Genomic DNA, 19,196 nt, shown 5'->3' on the forward strand with positions numbered 1-19,196 from the left:
TGGGGCTGGTAAAACAGAGATGCTATTTCCAGGCATTACAGAGGCATTAATATGCGGGAAGCGCGTTTGCTTAGCCACACCACGAGCTGATGTGGTGAAAGAATTATACCCCAGACTGCAACAGGCATTTCGAGCAGTAACGATCCAAGCATTGTATGGTGGTAGTTTAGATAAAGCTGGAACAGCTCAGCTGATTGTCACTACAACACATCAATTACTTCGTTATCAGGAAGCATTTGACGTCATAATCATTGATGAAATCGATGCTTTTCCATTTCACGCAGACCCGTCCTTGCCATATGCTGCAAATCGAGCCAAAAAGTCCGAAAGTACTACGGTTTATTTAACGGCAACGCCACGCAGTAAACAGCGCAAACGAATCCAACGTAAACAATTACCACACGTATTCGTCCCACTTCGCTTTCACGGCAAACCTTTACCTGTCCCCAAAGCTAAAATGTGCTTTAGTTTAAAACGTGATCTCCAAAACTTAACAATTCCAAAAACAATTATAAACTGGTTGAAAAACCGGAAAAACCCAGGCAGACAGCTATTGATATTCACTCCAACAATTATGCTTGCTGAAAAATTGCAAAAACCATTTGAAATTCTCCTGCTGCAAACTGGATTACTACATTCAGCTAAGCAGCTGCAATCTGTCCATGCCCAAGATCCTGATAGGGGAATAAAAGTTCAAGCTTTCAGAGAAAAGGAAATAGTTGCTTTGATTACGACAACCATTTTGGAACGTGGGGTAACATTCCCTTCTGTCGATGTTGTCATATTGGATGCGGGGCATGATGTCTTTGATGAAGCGGCACTTGTACAAATTGCTGGAAGAGCAGGAAGGAGCCCGAATAATCCGACGGGGGAAGTAATCTTATTCCATCAAGGGAAGACAGAAGCTATACATGAAGCCATTACTTCTATAAAAGAAATGAATAAGAGAGGAGGATTTTAAGAATGGATTGTATAGCTTGTCAAAGTGAGATAATTATGCAGATTACCTGGGCTAATTTATTTCAGTTGTCTCTGCCTCGCCCTATTTGTGATGAATGTGCAGCAGGTTTAAATCTGTTAGGAGGAAAGCAATGTACAAAGTGTAGTCGTCCGTCGATAGAGAAAATTTGTTCAGATTGTCTGTGGTGGGAGCAGCAAGAAGAAATGAACACTATTGAATTTAATCACTCCATATTTTCCTACAATGAAAAAATGAAGGCAATTGTTGCAACCTGGAAGTATCGGGGAGATTATGTGCTAGGAGAAATATTCCGAGATTATGTCTCCAAAGCTTTTCGAGAAAGGTTTTCTTTTTTGGGGAAAGAGTCCCTAGCAGTCCCAATTCCATTAAGTGGAGAACGAATTTTGGAGCGGGGGTTTAATCAAGCACTCCAATTGTGCGAGTTCTTACCAATTGAGCACGCAGGCATCCTCTCGCGCATTCATGGAGAAAAGCAGTCAAAGAAAACGAGACACGAACGAATTACTTCAGAAAACCCATTTTTTATAAAACAACCTATTAACAAAGCTGTCGTACTTGTCGATGATATATATACAACAGGTACAACTTTACGTCATGCAGCTCAATTATTAAAGCAGCATGGATGTCCGACTGTGTATGCATTTACACTGATTCGAGGATAGCTTTTAGGTGTGCTATAATTATGGAAAGTGGGAATAAATATGGCTGAGTTAGCTAATTGTGTCCGGTGTAATACGGTTTTTGTAAAAGGGTTGCGTGATATTTGCCAGAACTGTTATAGAAAAGAAGAGGAAGCATTTCAAACAGTCTATCGTTTTTTAAGAGAAAGAAAAAACAGAGAGGCAACATTAATTGAAATCATCGAAGCTACTGGAGTAGAAGAATCGTTGATTATCAAATTTATAAAGGAAAAACGACTTCTCCCGTCTGATTTTCCAAAGCTTGCTTATCCATGTGAAAAATGCGGAAATGAAATTACTTCTGGAAAGCTATGCATTTCATGCACGGAAGAATTAAAAAATGATTTAACGGCATATGAAAAAACAGAAAAGGTTATGGAAGAAGCACGTAAAAAAAGTTCATCTAATATTGATACGTATTATGCAATCGATAAGCATAAAAAATAAATATGACTTTGCTGTTTCAGTACTGGCGATAAATCAAACTAAAAGTATTTAATAAGTTGACTAAGCTGCCGATAAATAAATAGAGAGAAATGATGATCGTTGAAATAAATATTTAAAACAAAACGGGGTGAAGTTCAGGATGAAGATAAATGGTCCAAATCAAACAAATTTTAATCCTTATAAGCAGCAAATACAAAAACAATCTGAACTAACAAAAGGGACGAAGCAAAAAGATCGCATCGAAATTTCCAACGAAGCAAAGCAGCTGCAAGAAAGTGGAAAAACGAATGAAAAACGAGCAGCTTACGTTCAAGAAATTAAACAGGCAGTTGATTCTGGAGAATATAAAGTGAACCCGGAGAAAGCAGCGCAAAAGATGCTGCAATTCTGGTCGAAATAATAGCGTAAGGAGGACTGGAGATTGTCCGCAGACACAATAAGAGAGTCATTGGAAAAGTTAGTTCAAATTCATACAGATTTATTAGCTGTTTCTGAAGACAAGACACGTATCGTAAAGGAAGGCGCCATTGAAAATCTGCAAAAGCTTCTAGTGGAAGAACGAAAACAATTACGACTATTGGAACAAGCAGAGAATAAGAGGCAGCAAGCTGTAAGTAACTGGTGTGCATTGAATCATATTCAAGCAGAGGATGCTACGATTACAAATATTTTAAAGCACATCACGCTTGAAAAGGAGCAAGTCAAACTTGAAAATGCAGCAACAAAGCTTACAGAACTGATTACGAAGCTAAAACAGCAAGAGCAGTTGAACCAAGTTTTAATTAGTCAGTCAATGCAGTTTGTCCAAGTGTCACTTGATTTGATGAGTCCAACATTAAAAAGCATGAATTACGGAGTCAAAAATGAAACCGATGTATCGAATCGGTCCGTTTTTGACTCGAAGGCATAAAGGAGTAAAGCTAATGAGCACATTTCATGGCTTGGAGATGGCAAGGCAAGCCCTTGCCACACAACAAGCAGCACTATATACAACGGGTCATAATATAGCGAATGCAAATACAGAAGGCTACTCAAGACAACGCGTTAATTTTGAAACACTATCAGCTTTCCCAGCTGCATCACGTAATCGTCCGCAAATACCAGGGCAAATGGGAACTGGAGTAGAAGCTGGATCGGTTCAGCGTATTCGCAATCAGTTTTTAGATAATCAATTCCGTGGTGAAAATAGTACTTCGGGATACTGGTCAACAAGAGCAGAGGCATTAAGCCGTATGGAGTCTTTATTAAACGAACCTTCCGAGGCTGGTCTATCTAAAACAATGGATCAGTTTTGGCAATCCTTACAAGATCTTGCAGTTAACCCGGAAAATTCAGGTGCAAGATCTGTCGTGCTCGAGCGTGCCCATGCAGTAGCAGATACATTTAATTATATGTCAGAGTCGCTGACCAATATACGCACGGATTTGCAAAAGCAGATTGATGTAACCGTGAAAGATGCGAACACATTGATTGATGGAATCAACGAGTTAAATAAACAGATTAAGCATTTGGAAACACACGGCTATAGTGCCAATGATTTATATGACCGCAGAGATATGTTAATAGACAATCTTTCTGAAATCGTAAGCATTGATGTTTCATACGATAAAAGTCATCTTCCGCCAAATAAACAAGGTGATGGTGTTGCAACGATTAATCTTGTAAATGAAGCAGGAACGTCAATTATGGATACGCCGTTAATTGACGGAGTATCTGGAGTTGCTCAAGCATTTGACGAACCTAACTATGAAACAGCAGAAGGATTACTTGCTGTTACTAATCTTACAATTGGTGGTACAGAAGTTGATATTTTGGCTACAGAAGGTTCACTCAAAGGTCTGATAGATGCATTTGGCTATGTGGATGAATCCGGTGAAGTTGTTGGGGATTATCCTGAGATGCTGCGTAACCTGGATAAAATGGCATATGCGTTTGCAACTGCATTTAATGCACAGCATCAGGCAGGTAAAATTGGTGATGAAAATGGAGCTGCATTCTTTACTGAATTTGGCACGGAAGAAGATGCTTATATTGGTGCAGCTGGGGCAATTTCGGTATTGATTGAAGATGGAAGTCAAATAGCAACGAGTACAACCGGCGATTCTGGTAATGGGGATAACGCATCGATGTTAGCAGATGTTTTCAACAAGAGTGATGCTACATTAGATGGTGCGAGTATTAAAAAGTACTATGAATCTGTGATTGGAGACCTTGGCGTAACAGCTGAGCATGCAAACAGAATGACAGAAAATACAAACACACTGTTAGGACAAGTGCAGAACCAGCGTCTGGCTGTAAGCTCAGTTTCGTTGGATGAAGAAATGTCGAATATGATTAAATTTCAACATGCATATAGTGCTGCTGCAAGAAGCATGACAGCAATGGATGAAATGCTGGATCGAATTATAAATAGTATGGGATTAGTAGGAAGGTAGGAGATTTGAATGCGTGTGACACAGGGAATGATTTCGAATAATATGCTCCGTAACTTAACGAATAGTTATGGGAAAATGGATACGTATTTGCACCAGTTGAGCACCGGTAAAAAGATTAACCGTCCTTCTGATGACCCAGTTATTGCGATGAAAGGCATGAGCTACCGCACAGAGCTTGTAAGAGTAGAACAATATATTCGGAATACAAATGAAGTGCATAATTGGATGGATAATACCGATGCAGCACTTGATAAAGCTACTTCTGCAATGCAGCGTATACGAGAGCTCGCTGTACAGGCAAGTAACGGGACATACGATAAAGAAGAGCTTGTTAATATCAGTGAAGAAGTAAAGCAATTAAAAGAACATATGATTGAGATTGCAAATACAAATGTAAATGATAAATATATCTTTAATGGTACAAAAACGGATACAGCTCCAATAAATCAAGAAACTGGTGCAGTTGATTTTGACAATTCCCCTGTATTAATTGAAGTTTCCAGTGGAACAGCATTAAAAGCAAATGTTGACGGAAATGAAGTTTTTGGTGGTGAACCAAGTATTTTTGATGCGATTGATACATTTATTGAAAAGCTTGAAGCGACTGGTGATAGTGATTTAGATAATGAGGCTATTGATGCTAGTATCGCTGAATTGGATATTGGTATAAATAACATCGTCAATGCCCGTGCAGAGCTTGGAGCACGCATGAATCGCTTGGAGCTGGTCGAAAATCGTTTAAGTGAACAGGAAGTTATTGCAACACAGACCATGTCACAAAATGAAGACATTGATTACGCAAAAGCAATTACAGAATTAATTACCCAAGAAAGCCTGCACCGTGCAGCGTTATCAGCAGGAGCAAGAATTATCCAGCCATCTTTAGTAGATTTCTTAAGATGATAACAAAAGCATAATTGTCCTTGCAGGCTCAGTACGCAATGTCCTGTGTGTCGTTGGATGCTAAGCTGGACGGACGTAAAACATAAGCCCTGGCCCGTTATAGGGTTCAGGGTTTATGTTGCGTTTAAACTATTTTCAGTAAAATATGGTCTTAGATAGAAGGAGTGCGCTGCATATGCAAATTCCACAAATACGGATGCAATCACAACAGGCACAAATTGAAATTCAAAATACAGATGCAAAACTAGAAATTTCTCAACCGCAAGCAGAACTAAACATTCAACAGCCACAAGCAGAATTATCGATACGAACTACTCCAGGGAAGCTTCGTATTGATCAAACCCAAGCATGGGCAGACTTAAACTTAATGCATATCACCGAGCGAAATGAACGTTTTGCAAGAGAAGGAAAAAATTCACTCATGCATGGGATTGCGAGACGTGCTCGACAAGGTGATGAGTTGATGAAAATTGAAAATGGTGGAGATCCATTAATTAATCAAGCGATTCAAAATAGTTCAGATCCAATGAAGTCTCTTGGAATTAAGTTCATACCTTCTCATTTTTCAGTGAAAACAAGCTATCAGCCAGCTGAAGTACATATCGATGTTCAAACCAAGAAACCAATTATAAATGCAACACCTCGAAGTCCGGAATTTACCTATGAGGCTGGTAATGTCACAACAAGTTTGAAACAAAGGCAGTATCTAAAAATCAGTTTTACTAATTTATATGTATAGGAAAGGACGACTCGAAATGAATATACAAACAAAATATCTAGGGGAAATTGCAATAGATGAACGTAAAATAATTCATTTTTTAACTGGTATTCCTGGGTTTCCTAACGAAAAGGAGTTTGTATTAATGGACTTGCCTGACACACCAATTTTTCAGGTTTTACAGTCTATTAAAACGCCAACAGTAGCATTTATCGTTTCAAATCCATATCAAATATACCCAGATTATTCAATTGAACTAGATGATAATCTTATCGAGAGCCTGCAAATCAAGGAGGTAAAGGAAGTTGCAGTTGTAGCTATTGTAACGTTGAAACAACCTTTTTATATAAGTACATTAAACCTTAAGGCACCGATTGTTATCAACACAAGTCTAGGACAAGGGAAACAATATATTTTAAATACAGAAGCATATTCTTCAAAAGCACCAATTACACCTCAGTCAGTTGAGAGAGAGGGGTAAAAAAATGTTGGTTTTAACAAGAAAACGAAATGAAGCAATTCAAATTGGCGAAGATATTGAGATTAAGGTACTAGCAATTGAAGGGGATCAAATTAAACTTGGTATAGCTGCACCACAATCTGTTGATATTTATCGTAAAGAAATATACTTGGACATCAAACAGCAAAATAATGAAGCAGCAGGTGTATCTCTAGACCTATTTGAGATGCTTAAAGAAACAAAAGAATAATGAAGTATTTTTATTTAAAGCTTTAGAAAGTATAGGGTGTAACCGATATAAAAAGAAAAAGTTTAGGAGTGCATTGACATGGCGTTAGATAAAGTAATGTCAGCACCTCAATCTCTGCTAAATAACGAATACAACACGAAATTAATAACAGAAATTGGGAGTAAGGGAATAGGGGCAGACACGCATTATAAGGTTGAAGACAAGATAGATAAAAATGAAGTTGACATGGTCGTTCAAAAGCTAAATGAATTTATGGAGCCTATTAGAAGGAACCTTAAATTTGAACTGCATGACAAATTGGATAAGTACTACGTTACAGTCGTTGACTCGAATACGAATGAAGTGATTAAAGAAATCCCGCCCAAAAAAATGCTTGATATGTATGCAGAAATGGCAGATTTTATGGGGATTTTAATTGATAGGAAGATTTAAGGGAGAGGATCAAGAGTATGCGAATTGGTGGATTAGCCAGTGGTATTGATACAGATACGATTATTAAAGATCTGATGAAAGCTGAACGAATGCCTTTGGATAAAATGGAACAGGATAAAATAAAATTTGAATGGAAGCGAGATGCTTTTCGAGATATTAATAAGCAAGTAGCTGAAATTGAAAAAATGATTACCGACATGAGATTAAATAGTAGTATGATTAATGCCAAAACAATCAGTTCTACAATGGGAAATGCAGTAACTGCTACAGGTTCTTCGTCTGCTACCAATGGTTCGTATGAGATTGCAGTAACTCAGTTGGCTAAGAATGCGATTAATGTGGGAAAAGAAGTGGATAAAGAAGTTGATCTATCTGATTATGCAGGTAAACAAATAACATTTTATACCTATGGTGAAGCATATACAACAGAAGATGGTACTGAGGTAGCTGAGGGAATGCAAGCGCGAACCTTTACAATTAATGAAGGTGATACATTAAAAGATGTGTTAAAAAAAATAGAAAGTGCAGATAAAAATGTACGTGCTTTTTATGATGAGCAGACACAGCAAGTTGTATTGGAAACGAAGAGGTCCGGGGATTATAATACAGATTCTAATAAATATGGCGGTAAGGAAATCGGATTTGATGACGATTCCTTCTTTACTAATGTATTAAAAATGGATCTAGGAGAAGAACAAGGCGGTACAAACGCCAAATTCACATATAATGGTGTCTTGGAGTTGGAATCAAAAGAAAACAGATACATATTAAACGGTATTACTTTTGAATTCAAAGATACAACAGGAACAGTAGATAATCCTCAAAGCGCCAAACTTACAGTTTCAAATGACGTGGACACTGCTGTCGAGAATATAACAAAACTCGTTACAAAATATAATGAATTAGTGGAATCGTTAAACTCTTCACAGCAAGAGCAGAGATATCGGGATTTCCCACCATTAACAAATGCACAGCGCGAAGAAATGTCTGAAAATGAAATTGAACTTTGGGAAGAAAAGGCAAAAAGTGGACTTCTTAAGGGAGAATCTATTATTACATCTTCTTTATTTGATGTACGCCAAGGTTGGTATCAAACGGTTGAAAATGGTAGTCAATTTAAACTATTAACAGATATTGGTCTGTCAACAACGAAGGATTATTTAGATGGTGGTAAACTCGAGATCAATGAAGGGGATTTGAGAACCGCACTTACAAATGATCCGGAAAGTGTCCAAAAGCTACTGTTAAATAATGTAGAAGGCGAAGGTCGTGGACTATTAAATCGCCTTGAGGATTCTCTTGAAAATACAATCGGCCGAATTGAAAAGCATGCTGGTAAAGGTTCCTATACATCTGAAATGTATACAATCGGTAGACGTATGGATGATCTCGATGGTCGAATCTCTGCATTTGAAGACAAACTTACAAGAATTGAAGACCGATACTGGAGACAGTTTTCAGCAATGGAGCAAGCGATTTCCAGGATGAATAATCAATCCGCAATGCTCATGAATGCTTTTGGCGGAGGAACGATGTAGCTCATTAAGGAAGGAGTGAACGGCTAATGGGAGCAAATAAAGCGTATCAAGCCTATCAAAATAACGCTGTAAATACGGCATCTGGTGGAGAGCTAACCTTAATGCTCTATAATGGATGCATGAAATTCATTAAACAGGCAATGAAAGACGTGAATGACAACAACTATGAAGCAAAAAATAAAAATATCCAGAAGGCACAAAACATTATTCAGGAACTAATGATTACACTAGATCCGAAAATGGAAATATCAAAGCAAATCATGCCTCTGTACGAGTTCATGCAATTTCAGTTGAAAGAAGCAAATATTAAAAATGACGTGAAGAAGTTGGAAGAAGTTTTGGAATTTGTAACAGAATTCCGTGACACATGGAAACAAGTTATTCTAAAAAATCGTCAGCAGCAATTTGCCAAAGGCGAACCGGTATAATGAACAGAGCGGAGCCAGTTTATGAGTTGACAATGCAAATGAAACAACTCTTAAATCAGGAGATTACAGGTAAAACGAGAGAGTCGATAATTGAACAGTTGACAGCATTAATTACACAACGCGGAATTGCTATGAAAGCATTAAATCCACCATATACTGAGGCAGAAAAGCAACTTGGTAAAGAACTTATGCAAGTTAATGAGGAAATTCAATCGAAAATGCAGATGCTATTTTTGGATTTAAAAAAAGAAATGAAGCAGGTCAAAATGCAGAAAAAATCAAACCAGTCCTATACGAATCCTTATAAAAATGTCCAAACAATGGACGGAATGTTTATGGATAGCAAAAAATAATGGGTGATGGCGTGTACAATGTACACGTCATTTTTTATTTATATATTAACTTTAATATTTTTTTGTAAATTATATTAATAAAATGTAAATCTCCTAATGCTTGATATCATGCGGTTTACAGATGATTTTACAAAAAACAGCAAATTTTCCGGAAGGTTTAAACAGGAAAAGTTGGTGGTAACGTAGTATAATAAAACTATAAAGAATAAAGGAGGACACTTTTATGAAATTTAACATTCGTGGTGAAAATCTCGAGGTGACTGGAGCAATTAAAGAATACGTTGAAAAAAAGATCAGCAAGCTAGAAAGATACTTCGATGATGCTCCAACGTCCGATGTACATGTAAATTTAAGTGTCTATAATGATGAACAACGAATTGAAGTTACAATCCCAATGACAAATCTATTATTACGCGGTGAAGTTCAACACATAGATTTATACGCTGCTGTAGATCTTGTAGTTGATAAACTAGAAAGACAGATTCGTAAATATAAAACTAAAATAAATCGAAAAACCAGACAGAATGGTGCACCTAAATATGCTTTTGCTGAAATGGAAAAAAGTGCAAATGCTGTTGAAGAAGAAAGTGATGAAATCGAAATCGTAAGAACAAAACGATTTAATTTAAAACCAATGGATTCAGAAGAAGCAATTCTTCAAATGGATATGCTTGGTCATGAGTTCTTTGTTTTTACAAATGACCAATCTGGTGATACAAACGTTGTATATCGACGTAGAGATGGCAAGTATGGATTAATTGAACCAAATGTATTTTAAATAAAGTTAGAGAAATAAAGACGACTCCAAATTTGGGGTCGTTTTTATTTCTGAAATAATCCCGGTTATGCAGGCTTTTAGCTAACCTATAGATGCAATGTCGAAAAATGTAGAACGAAATGCTGATTTTGTATTTTAGTGTTAATTTTTGTCTGGAAATAGGGGAAAAGAATTTATTTATTATGCTAAAACTCTCTTTTTGTCACTGTTTTTTGTCGAATACAAGTCTGAAATTTAAAAATGGCGATTAGTCTTTTGGACCATATAGATGTTATAAATGAATCAAACGAACCAGGAGGTATTTGTGTGAATGAAGAGGATGAACGAAGATTTCTTGCATTGGTAACACAAGTACAACAACATGAAGCTACAATTACCCAGCTGCTTGAAATTCTTGCAGCTACGAACCGAAAAGTTACCGAGTTTTTCTCAGGTCAAGAAAAATAGGCAATGAATCCTGAGCAATACTCTCCCCGATTTTTTCCTTCCTTAAAGAAAGCAGACTATCCCCAGTCTGCTTTCTTTTTTAGAATATAGGGCTATATAATGCCTAGTCAGTTGTCATACATTATTGGAAAGTGTTATGATAAGTAGTGGATTATAGTATTGATTTTTGTCAAATAGGAAAGTATTAAACTTTCCTATTTGTATAAGTGCAACTAAGACATTCGCTTAGGAGGCTTGCACTCCAAAGTATAAGGGCTTCTAAGAAAGCAAAGAACGCTTTCGTACGAATCCCTTTAACGAATGTCGAGTTTTCTAAAGGAGCGTTTAACATATGGCTGGTTTTTTAACGAAGATTTTTGGTGACGGTAATCAAAAGCAATTGAATCGAATACAAAAAAAAGTAGATCAAATAGAAGCAATGGAAGCAGAGATTGAAAAACTCTCTGATACAGATTTACAAAATAAAACGAAGGTATTTAAAGAACGGATTGCAAATGGGGAGACACTTGATGATTTACTAGTGGAGGCATATGCAGTTGTCCGTGAGGCTTCTAAACGTGTGCTTGGTATGCGGCCTTTTGCTTCTCAGCTCATTGGGGCAGTGGCCCTGCATGAAGGTAATATTGCTGAAATGAAAACAGGTGAGGGTAAAACGCTCGCTTCCACGATGCCAGCATACTTAAATGCATTGTCTGATAAAGGTGTTCACATCATTACTGTCAATGAATATTTGGCGGAACGTGATGCAACCGAGATGGGGAAACTTTATAATTTTCTTGGATTGACCGTTGGTTTAAATGGAAATGGTTTATCGAAGGAAGAAAAAAGGGAAGCTTATGCAAGCGATATAACTTATGGAACGAATAATGAATTTGGTTTCGATTATCTCCGGGACAATATGGTTCTATATAAAAATCAAATGGTACAGCGTCCTTTGAATTTTTCCATTATTGATGAGGTTGACTCAATTTTAATTGATGAGGCGAGAACGCCGCTAATTATTTCCGGGTCTGCAAAGAAATCAGCTACACTTTACCAACAAGCAGATGGGTTTGTAGCTACCCTCTCCAAGGAAACAGACTATACGTACGATGAAAAAACAAAAGGTGTTCAATTAACTGAAGAGGGAATTAATAAGGCGGAAAAATATTTCTCCATTGAGAATTTATTTGATTTAAATAATGTATCCTTAACCCATCATATTAACCAAGCATTGAAAGCACACGCCTCTATGCATCGTGATGATGATTATATGGTGGAAGATGGAGAAGTCGTTATTATTGACCAGTTTACCGGACGGAAAATGAAAGGTCGTCGGTATAGTGACGGTCTCCATCAGGCGATTGAAGCAAAGGAAGGTCTGCAAATTCAAAACGAAAGCATGACACTTGCTTCCATTACATTCCAGAATTTCTTCCGGATGTACAATAAGCTATCGGGTATGACAGGTACTGCGAAAACGGAAGAAGAAGAGTTCAGAAATATCTATAATATGGATGTTATTGCAATCCCGACGAATATGCCAATTGCTCGTGATGATCGTGCAGATTTAATTTATAAATCAATGGAAGGGAAATTCCGCGCTGTTGTGGAGAACATCAAGGAAAGACATGCAGCTGGACAGCCTGTACTAGTTGGTACAGTTGCGGTAGAAACTTCAGAGCTTATTTCCAAGTTATTGAAAAAGGCTGGCATTAAGCATGAAGTGCTAAATGCGAAAAACCATTATCGGGAAGCTGAAATTATCGAAACGGCCGGACAAAAGGGTTCTGTTACAATTGCGACAAATATGGCCGGTCGTGGTACTGATATTAAGCTTGGTGAAGGAGTAAAAGATCTGGGAGGACTCGCAGTTGTTGGTACAGAGCGTCATGAATCACGCCGAATTGACAACCAGCTTCGAGGACGTTCCGGACGTCAAGGAGATCCTGGTATAACGCAATTTTACTTATCGATGGAAGATGAATTGATGCGCCGTTTTGGTTCAGACAACCTAAGAAACATGATGGAAAGACTTGGCATGGATGATACGCAGCCAATCGAAAGTAAAATGGTATCCAAAGCTGTTGAATCTGCTCAGAAACGAGTGGAAGGAAATAACTTTGATGCTCGTAAAACAGTTTTATCCTATGATGATGTACTTCGTGAACAACGTGAAATTATTTATAAACAACGTTTCGAGGTTATTGATGCAGATGCAAACATTCGAGAAATTATTGAAAACATGCTGCAATCATCGATTGATCGAGTTGTAGGTACCCATACACAGGATAATGATGAAGAAAATTGGGATCTAAAAGCCATTGTTGAGTATGTGCATGGTAATCTGCTGGATCCTGAAGATCTTTCCGAAGCAGATTTGAAGGAAAAAGAAGCTGAAGAAATTTCTGCACTAATTATGGAAAAAGTGCGCAAACGTTACGATCAAAAAGAAGAGGAGCTTACACCTGAACAGTTCCGCGAATTCGAGAAGGTTATTGTTCTTCGAGCAGTCGATTCGAAATGGATGGATCATATTGATCAAATGGATCAGCTACGACAAGGGATTCATTTACGTGCGTATGGACAAAACGATCCATTAAGGGAATATCAGATGGAAGGTTTCGCAATGTTTGAAGCAATGGTTGCGAGTATCGAAGAAGAGGTTTCAAAATATATTATGAAAGCTCAAATTCGAGAGAACCTACAACGTCAAGAAGTAGTGAAAAACACACAAGCAGTAGCTGGTGGACAGGATGAGAAAAAGAAAGTACGTAAACCGATTGTGAAAAAACAAACCGTTGGTCGAAATGATCCATGTCCATGCGGGAGTGGTAAAAAGTATAAAAACTGTCACGGTCAGTAATACTTCTCTATGCACAGACAGCTGAATTTTACTGGCGGAGACTGTATCTGGGGAATTAGCAGTTAGAAGGTTTGGAATTGTTTTGATGCAGACAGAAAATAATATCTGCTAACAAAGAGGCTGGAACATAACTAAAGTACTTAATGTTAAAGACGAACGATGTACAAACTTAGCGGAGTATATTTCCAGAGCGAGTTATTTGCATCAATCATGTTCGGTTTTCACTTCATAAAAATACTTTTGTCCCAGTCTCTTTACATGAATTTTGAATAAGAGGTGGAAGTATGGAATTAGTAGAAATTAAACACGAGTTAGACAAAATAGCTTCACGAATTGAAGATTTTAGGGGGTCTCTTTGACTTAGAGGCTAAGAAAGCTCGGATAGCAGAATTAGAAATGCAAATGGCAGATCCTAATTTTTGGAATGATCAAGATAATGCCCAAAAAACAATTAATGAAGCGAATGGCCTCAAGAGTTATGTGAATAGCTTTGAAGAAATTGAAGAGCGATGGGAAAACATGGAGGTTTCCTATGAGCTTGTAAAAGAAGAGAATGATCAAGAGTTATTTGACGATCTGCAGGAAGAATTAGCAGGATTTATTTCGGATGTCAATGAGTTTGAGCTGCAAATGCTATTGAGTGAACCTTATGATGCAAATAACGCAATTCTTGAGCTGCACCCTGGTGCTGGTGGTACGGAATCACAGGATTGGGCTAGTATGTTGTTACGAATGTATCAACGCTTTGCAGAGGATAAAGACTTCAAGGTTGAGACATTGGATTATCAGCCCGGTGAGGAAGCTGGTGTTAAAAGTGTAACCCTGCTGATAAAAGGTCATAATGCGTATGGTTACTTGAAAGCAGAAAAAGGTGTCCACCGCCTTGTACGTATCTCTCCATTTGATTCATCTGGTCGCCGTCATACTTCATTCGTTTCATGTGATGTGACACCAGAAATGACAGATGATGTAGATATTGAAATCCGATCAGAAGATATTAAGGTTGATACGTACCGAGCAAGTGGAGCTGGTGGGCAGCATGTTAATACAACTGACTCAGCTGTTCGTATAACGCACCTTCCGACAAATACAATTGTTACATGTCAAAATGAGCGCTCTCAAATTAAAAACCGTGAAGCAGCAATGAAAATGTTAAAATCAAAGCTTTACCAATTAGAAATAGAACGTCAACAACAAGAGCTAGATGATATTCGTGGAGAACAGAAGGAGATTGGCTGGGGAAGTCAAATTCGTTCTTATGTTTTTCATCCTTATTCCATGGTAAAGGATCATCGAACAAATATGGAAACAGGGAACACACAAGCTGTAATGGATGGAGATCTTGGCATTTTCATTGATGCTTACTTAAGATCACAAATAAACTAATACATCAAAAGGGGCTCATTCTATAAGAATGAGCCCCTTTTGATGTGGAGCAGAATATATTGCTATTGTTTCATAAATTTGCCATAAACCGCTAAAGTTATTGATTTAGCAATGTTATGAGTGATGTTAGAGATGTAAACGGTTGTAACAGCGGTTTTAATCTAAATGAAAAGGGTTATAATAGGGGTGTGATCTTTATATAAAGTGTAAAGGGGATTTTTAAAATGAAAAAATGGTTAGTAGCAGTTTTGTTTTTAGCAGTGCTTGCACTAGGTGCCTGTGGAGCTGGTGATGACAATGCATCAGATGATGCGGGTACGGATGATTCCAACGATGGTGCAGTAGAAACCTCCGCAGGTGAAGAAGTTTACCAATCAAATTGTGCTTCATGTCATGGTGCCGACCTCTCTGGTGGTGCAGGTCCATCGTTAGCGCAAGTAGGATCTAAATACTCGGCAGATGAAATTGCTGATATTGTGAAAAATGGTAAAGGCAGTATGCCAGCACTTAATGTAGCTGGTGAGGATCTTGATGCTTTAACGAGCTGGCTATCTGAAAAACAATAACTTTATTTTAAAACAGAACGAGCCCAGTATAGGTAGAAATAGTCGCCTATATTGGGCTTTTTTGTTTTTTAGAAAAACATTACATTCTTTACGCATTGAAATATAATTGTAATAATTTTATGTCTAAAAATGCTGTAGAAAGATGTTATAATAGGTAGGAAATGTTCGAGGTTTATTCGGAAATAAATATAGATTCATAGATTGACAACTAGGAACAACAATTATAAAAAAAAGGTGATATTTAGATGATATTAATGAAAGATGTATATAAGACATATGACAATGGTGTCACCGCATTAAATGGTGTCAACGTAGATATAGAGCAAGGTGAGTTCGTATATATTGTTGGCCCGAGCGGTGCAGGAAAATCGACATTTATTAAATTAATATATAGAGAAGAGAAACCAACTAAAGGTTCGATTATTATTGGAGATACAGATTTAGGTGACATTAAAGAGCGAAAAGTTCCTTACATACGCCGGGACATTGGTGTCGTATTCCAAGATTTCAAGCTTTTACCCAAAATGTCCGTTTATGAAAATGTGGCATTTGCGCTTGAAGTAATTGAGGAATCACCAAAAAGTATTCGTAAGCAAGTAATGGAAGTACTGGAAGTAGTGGGATTGAAGAATAAAGCCCGCTCCCTGCCGAGTGAGTTATCCGGGGGAGAGCAGCAGCGTGTTTCCATAGCTCGAGCTATTGTTAATCATCCTAAGATTGTAATTGCTGATGAGCCAACTGGAAACCTGGACCCTGATACATCATGGGGGATTATGAAAACATTTGAAGAAATTAATGCTAGAGGAACAACAATTATCATGGCCACTCACAGCAAGGAAATTGTAAACACAATTAAAAAACGAGTAATTGCTATCGAAGGCGGTATGATCGTTAGAGATGAGCAAAGAGGGGAATATGGCTATGAGATTTAGAACTTTTATGCGGCATGTACGTGAAGGCTTTAAAAATATTTTTCGTAATGGTTGGATGACTATTGCTTCTGTAGGTGCCGTTACAACAACATTAATTTTAGTGGCAGTTTTCTTAGCATTAGTACTTAACTTAAATGAGATGGCAAAGAGTATTGAAGATGATGTACAAATTAACACGATGATAGATCTGACAGCAACAGAGGATGAGATTATCGAATTAGGTGAGGAGATTGAACAGATTGAAGGTGTGGACACAGTATCATTCTCTTCCAATGATGATGAACTCCAAAAACTAATTCAAAGTATGGGCGAAGAGGGTGAAGCTTGGCATTTATTTGAACAGGACAACCCTTTAAACCATGTTTATATCGTAAGAGCGCTAGTTCCTGAAGATACAGATCGCATTGCTTCTGAAATTGCTTCGTTCAATTATGTTGACCAAGTAAACTACGGTAGAGATGTTGTTGAACAATTATTTGAGTTTAATAAATATGCAAGGACAATTGGACTTGCTTTAATTATCGCTCTAGTATTCACAGCAATTTTCCTGATTTCTAACACCATTAAAATTACGATTATGGCACGAAGCACAGAAATTAGTATTCAGAAACTTGTAGGAGCGACAAACGGATTTATTCGCTGGCCATTCTTTGTTGAAGGGTTACTACTTGGAGTTCTAGGCTCCATCGTTCCGATCGCAGTAATATTAGGCGGCTACTACTACTTGTACACCAACTTCAATGACCAAATTACATTTAGTTTTGTAGAAATGCTACCATTTAGTCCATTTGCTTGGCAGCTATCATTAATGATACTTGCAATTGGTGCAATTATTGGTGTATGGGGAAGTGTCATGAGTGTACGTAAATTCCTAAAAGTCTAAGCCGACTTGCTCGTAACGGCTCTTGAGGTACATCCAGCCGGAGCGAGCTTTTACATAACAAGCAACATAACATCGTCTATGAAGCATGCCTAGACAACAAGAGTGAACAGAAAAAGCAAGAAGGAACTTGCAATATATTAGGTGAAGGAGAAATACGAGTGAAAAAAGTAGCTTCAAGTATACTTATCGCAGGGCTGATTTTAATGACTATACCAACTAGTGGGTTTCATGTTTCTGCAGAATCGGTTGGTGATTTAGAAAAGAAAATTAACGATTTAGACAAAGAACAGTCTGGATTGAATGATGAAAAAAATAATCTAGAAGGTAATAAAAGAGATACGGAAGAAAAATTAAATAAAAATAAATCAAAGCAGAGCACTGTCGAACAGGACATTAATTCAATTGATGAAGATTTAACCTCTACACAAAATAATATTAGCAATAAAGAAAATGAGATAACTGAAACAAATAATGAAATCGAAACATTAACATCTAAAATTAATGAATTGACAGAGAGAATTGAAGAATTAAAAGAAGAGATTAAGATATTAGAAGATCGAATCGAAAAACGCGACGCACTATTGAAGGAACGTCTTCGTACCATTCAGCAAAATGGTGGGGATATGAAATATATGGAAGTTATTTTCGGTGCAAGCAGTTTTGGAGACTTTATTAGCAGAACATCGGCAGTGAATACAATTATGGATTCTGATAAAACGATTATGGAAGCACAGGCTGCAGATAAAAAAGTACTTCAGGAAAATAAAAAAGAAGTAGAAGCGAATAAAGAAGAAGTAGAAGTGAAGAAAGTAGCAGTTGAAGATAAGAAAAAATCACTTGAAAACCAAAAAGAAGAGCTAGTAGCGTTAGAAGGTCAACTAAAAGATCAAATGCAAGAAAAAGAAACGCTGATGGCACAACTTGAAGAAGAGCATCAAGATTTAGAAGAATACAAATTGAGCATTGAAGACGAGCAGCAAGTCCTGAATGATCAAGAAAAAGCTATTAAACTAGCAAAACAACAATATGAGCAAGAAAAAGGAAAATTGGAACAGCTTGCTAAAGAGGAAGCAGCTCGACAAGCTGCTCAAGAAAAAGCTTCACAAAGTAGTTCAGGTTCATCAGGAAGTTCAAATACAGTTGCTTCCACACCAGCTCCGACACCTAGTGGAAATGGAATGTTTATCAGACCGACAAGCGGTCCAGTAACTTCTTCATTTAATCCAAATCGAATGCACCCGATTCACAACGAGATAAGACCGCATAACGGGACTGATTTTGGTAAGAGAAGTTCAGCGGATGCTCGGATTGTAGCAGCTGCAGATGGTGTTGTTTCAACTGCTGGAGCATTGGGGAGCTTTGGGAACACGGTTATGATAACTCATGTTATTAATGGTCAAACATATACAACAGTATATGCGCATTTAAATAGTATCTCAGTTTCCTCTGGACAAACGGTTAGTCAAGGACAGCAGATTGGTGTTATGGGAACAACTGGTGGATCTACTGGTGTACATCTTCACTTTGAAGTTCACCCAGGCGGATACAAAAATCCAGTGAATCCAATGAATTACCTTAATTAACTTTTTAAAAGCATACCAAGTCAGGTATGCTTTTTTACTATCCATGGAACGTTTGCATATTTGGGTGATGGTTAAATCCATAGTCAATCATAAAATAAAATGTTATGCTATTACTATTCGTATATCTTTCGGCAGATCCATATACTAATA

Annotated in this window: 22 protein-coding genes; all 22 read left to right on the top strand. The window is 37.5% G+C overall.

Features of this window, described 5'->3' with window-relative positions:
* Positions 1-961: helicase-related protein (locus NST46_RS12695; protein WP_341137336.1), on the top strand; the 961-nt coding region annotated here is incomplete at its 5' end.
* A gap of 2 nt (positions 962-963) precedes the next feature.
* Positions 964-1,644 (top strand): ComF family protein, encoded by a 681-nt coding sequence (locus tag NST46_RS12700; RefSeq protein WP_095311133.1) that lies wholly within the window; start codon positions 964-966, stop codon positions 1,642-1,644.
* 27 nt (positions 1,645-1,671) lie between these two features.
* Complete coding sequence (locus tag NST46_RS12705; RefSeq protein WP_341137337.1) at positions 1,672-2,109, top strand: TIGR03826 family flagellar region protein; 438 nt, start codon at positions 1,672-1,674, stop codon at positions 2,107-2,109.
* Between the two features lie 139 nt (positions 2,110-2,248).
* A complete protein-coding gene (flgM, locus tag NST46_RS12710; RefSeq protein WP_095311138.1) occupies positions 2,249-2,509 on the top strand; it encodes a flagellar biosynthesis anti-sigma factor FlgM in 261 nt (86 codons plus the stop codon).
* A 21-nt stretch (positions 2,510-2,530) separates the two neighbouring features.
* Entirely contained in the window at positions 2,531-3,019 is a 489-nt protein-coding gene (locus tag NST46_RS12715) for a flagellar protein FlgN (protein WP_095311140.1), read from the top strand.
* A 13-nt stretch (positions 3,020-3,032) separates the two neighbouring features.
* Entirely contained in the window at positions 3,033-4,544 is a 1,512-nt protein-coding gene (gene flgK, locus NST46_RS12720) for a flagellar hook-associated protein FlgK (protein WP_341137338.1), read from the top strand.
* Positions 4,545-4,553: 9 nt separating this feature from the next.
* Positions 4,554-5,447, top strand: a complete 894-nt coding sequence (gene flgL, locus NST46_RS12725; protein WP_095311143.1) for a flagellar hook-associated protein FlgL — start codon at positions 4,554-4,556, stop codon at positions 5,445-5,447.
* Positions 5,448-5,622: 175 nt separating this feature from the next.
* Positions 5,623-6,186, top strand: a complete 564-nt coding sequence (locus NST46_RS12730; RefSeq protein ID WP_095311145.1) for a DUF6470 family protein — start codon at positions 5,623-5,625, stop codon at positions 6,184-6,186.
* A gap of 16 nt (positions 6,187-6,202) precedes the next feature.
* Positions 6,203-6,646, top strand: a complete 444-nt coding sequence (fliW, locus tag NST46_RS12735; RefSeq protein ID WP_341137339.1) for a flagellar assembly protein FliW — start codon at positions 6,203-6,205, stop codon at positions 6,644-6,646.
* A 4-nt stretch (positions 6,647-6,650) separates the two neighbouring features.
* On the top strand, positions 6,651-6,875 hold the full coding sequence (gene csrA / locus NST46_RS12740) for a carbon storage regulator CsrA (protein ID WP_095311148.1): 225 nt from the start codon (positions 6,651-6,653) through the stop codon (positions 6,873-6,875).
* Positions 6,876-6,953: 78 nt separating this feature from the next.
* Positions 6,954-7,307, top strand: a complete 354-nt coding sequence (gene flaG, locus NST46_RS12745) for a flagellar protein FlaG (protein WP_095311150.1) — start codon at positions 6,954-6,956, stop codon at positions 7,305-7,307.
* Positions 7,308-7,324: 17 nt separating this feature from the next.
* Positions 7,325-8,845 (top strand): flagellar hook-associated protein 2, encoded by a 1,521-nt coding sequence (locus tag NST46_RS12750; RefSeq protein ID WP_341137340.1) that lies wholly within the window; start codon positions 7,325-7,327, stop codon positions 8,843-8,845.
* 26 nt (positions 8,846-8,871) lie between these two features.
* The gene (fliS, locus tag NST46_RS12755) at positions 8,872-9,273 is read left to right on the top strand and encodes a flagellar export chaperone FliS (protein ID WP_095311153.1); all 402 of its coding nucleotides are present in this window, start codon (positions 8,872-8,874) and stop codon (positions 9,271-9,273) included.
* The gene (locus NST46_RS12760) at positions 9,273-9,626 is read left to right on the top strand and encodes a flagellar protein FliT (RefSeq protein WP_095311155.1); all 354 of its coding nucleotides are present in this window, start codon (positions 9,273-9,275) and stop codon (positions 9,624-9,626) included. Before fliS ends, NST46_RS12760 begins: the two co-directional genes overlap by 1 nt.
* 223 nt (positions 9,627-9,849) lie before the next feature.
* A complete protein-coding gene (hpf, locus tag NST46_RS12765; RefSeq protein WP_095311157.1) occupies positions 9,850-10,404 on the top strand; it encodes a ribosome hibernation-promoting factor, HPF/YfiA family in 555 nt (184 codons plus the stop codon).
* 306 nt (positions 10,405-10,710) lie between these two features.
* Positions 10,711-10,851: a hypothetical protein gene (locus NST46_RS12770; RefSeq protein WP_158586268.1), complete on the top strand. Its 141-nt coding sequence runs from the start codon at positions 10,711-10,713 to the stop codon at positions 10,849-10,851.
* A 331-nt stretch (positions 10,852-11,182) separates the two neighbouring features.
* Positions 11,183-13,696 (top strand): preprotein translocase subunit SecA, encoded by a 2,514-nt coding sequence (secA, locus tag NST46_RS12775; RefSeq protein WP_095311158.1) that lies wholly within the window; start codon positions 11,183-11,185, stop codon positions 13,694-13,696.
* Positions 13,697-13,980: 284 nt separating this feature from the next.
* Positions 13,981-15,082 (top strand): peptide chain release factor 2 gene (gene prfB / locus NST46_RS12780; protein ID WP_118889665.1). Its coding sequence is split into 2 segments (ribosomal slippage): positions 13,981-14,052 and positions 14,054-15,082, totalling 1,101 coding nucleotides; the frame shifts between segments, so codons are not numbered across the junction.
* Between the two features lie 224 nt (positions 15,083-15,306).
* Positions 15,307-15,648: a cytochrome c551 gene (gene cccB, locus NST46_RS12785; RefSeq protein ID WP_095311160.1), complete on the top strand. Its 342-nt coding sequence runs from the start codon at positions 15,307-15,309 to the stop codon at positions 15,646-15,648.
* A 245-nt stretch (positions 15,649-15,893) separates the two neighbouring features.
* Positions 15,894-16,580 carry a cell division ATP-binding protein FtsE gene (gene ftsE / locus NST46_RS12790; protein ID WP_095311162.1) on the top strand — a complete coding sequence of 229 codons (687 nt, stop codon included), beginning with the start codon at positions 15,894-15,896 and terminating at the stop codon, positions 16,578-16,580.
* On the top strand, positions 16,570-17,463 hold the full coding sequence (ftsX, locus tag NST46_RS12795; protein ID WP_095311163.1) for a permease-like cell division protein FtsX: 894 nt from the start codon (positions 16,570-16,572) through the stop codon (positions 17,461-17,463). Before ftsE ends, ftsX begins: the two co-directional genes overlap by 11 nt.
* Positions 17,464-17,621: 158 nt before the next feature.
* Positions 17,622-19,046 (top strand): murein hydrolase activator EnvC family protein, encoded by a 1,425-nt coding sequence (locus NST46_RS12800; RefSeq protein WP_251659209.1) that lies wholly within the window; start codon positions 17,622-17,624, stop codon positions 19,044-19,046.
* Positions 19,047-19,196 lie beyond the last annotated feature (150 nt).

Source organism: Oceanobacillus sp. FSL W7-1309, assembly GCF_038002145.1.
GTDB classification, from domain to species: domain Bacteria; phylum Bacillota; class Bacilli; order Bacillales; family Amphibacillaceae; genus Oceanobacillus; species Oceanobacillus profundus.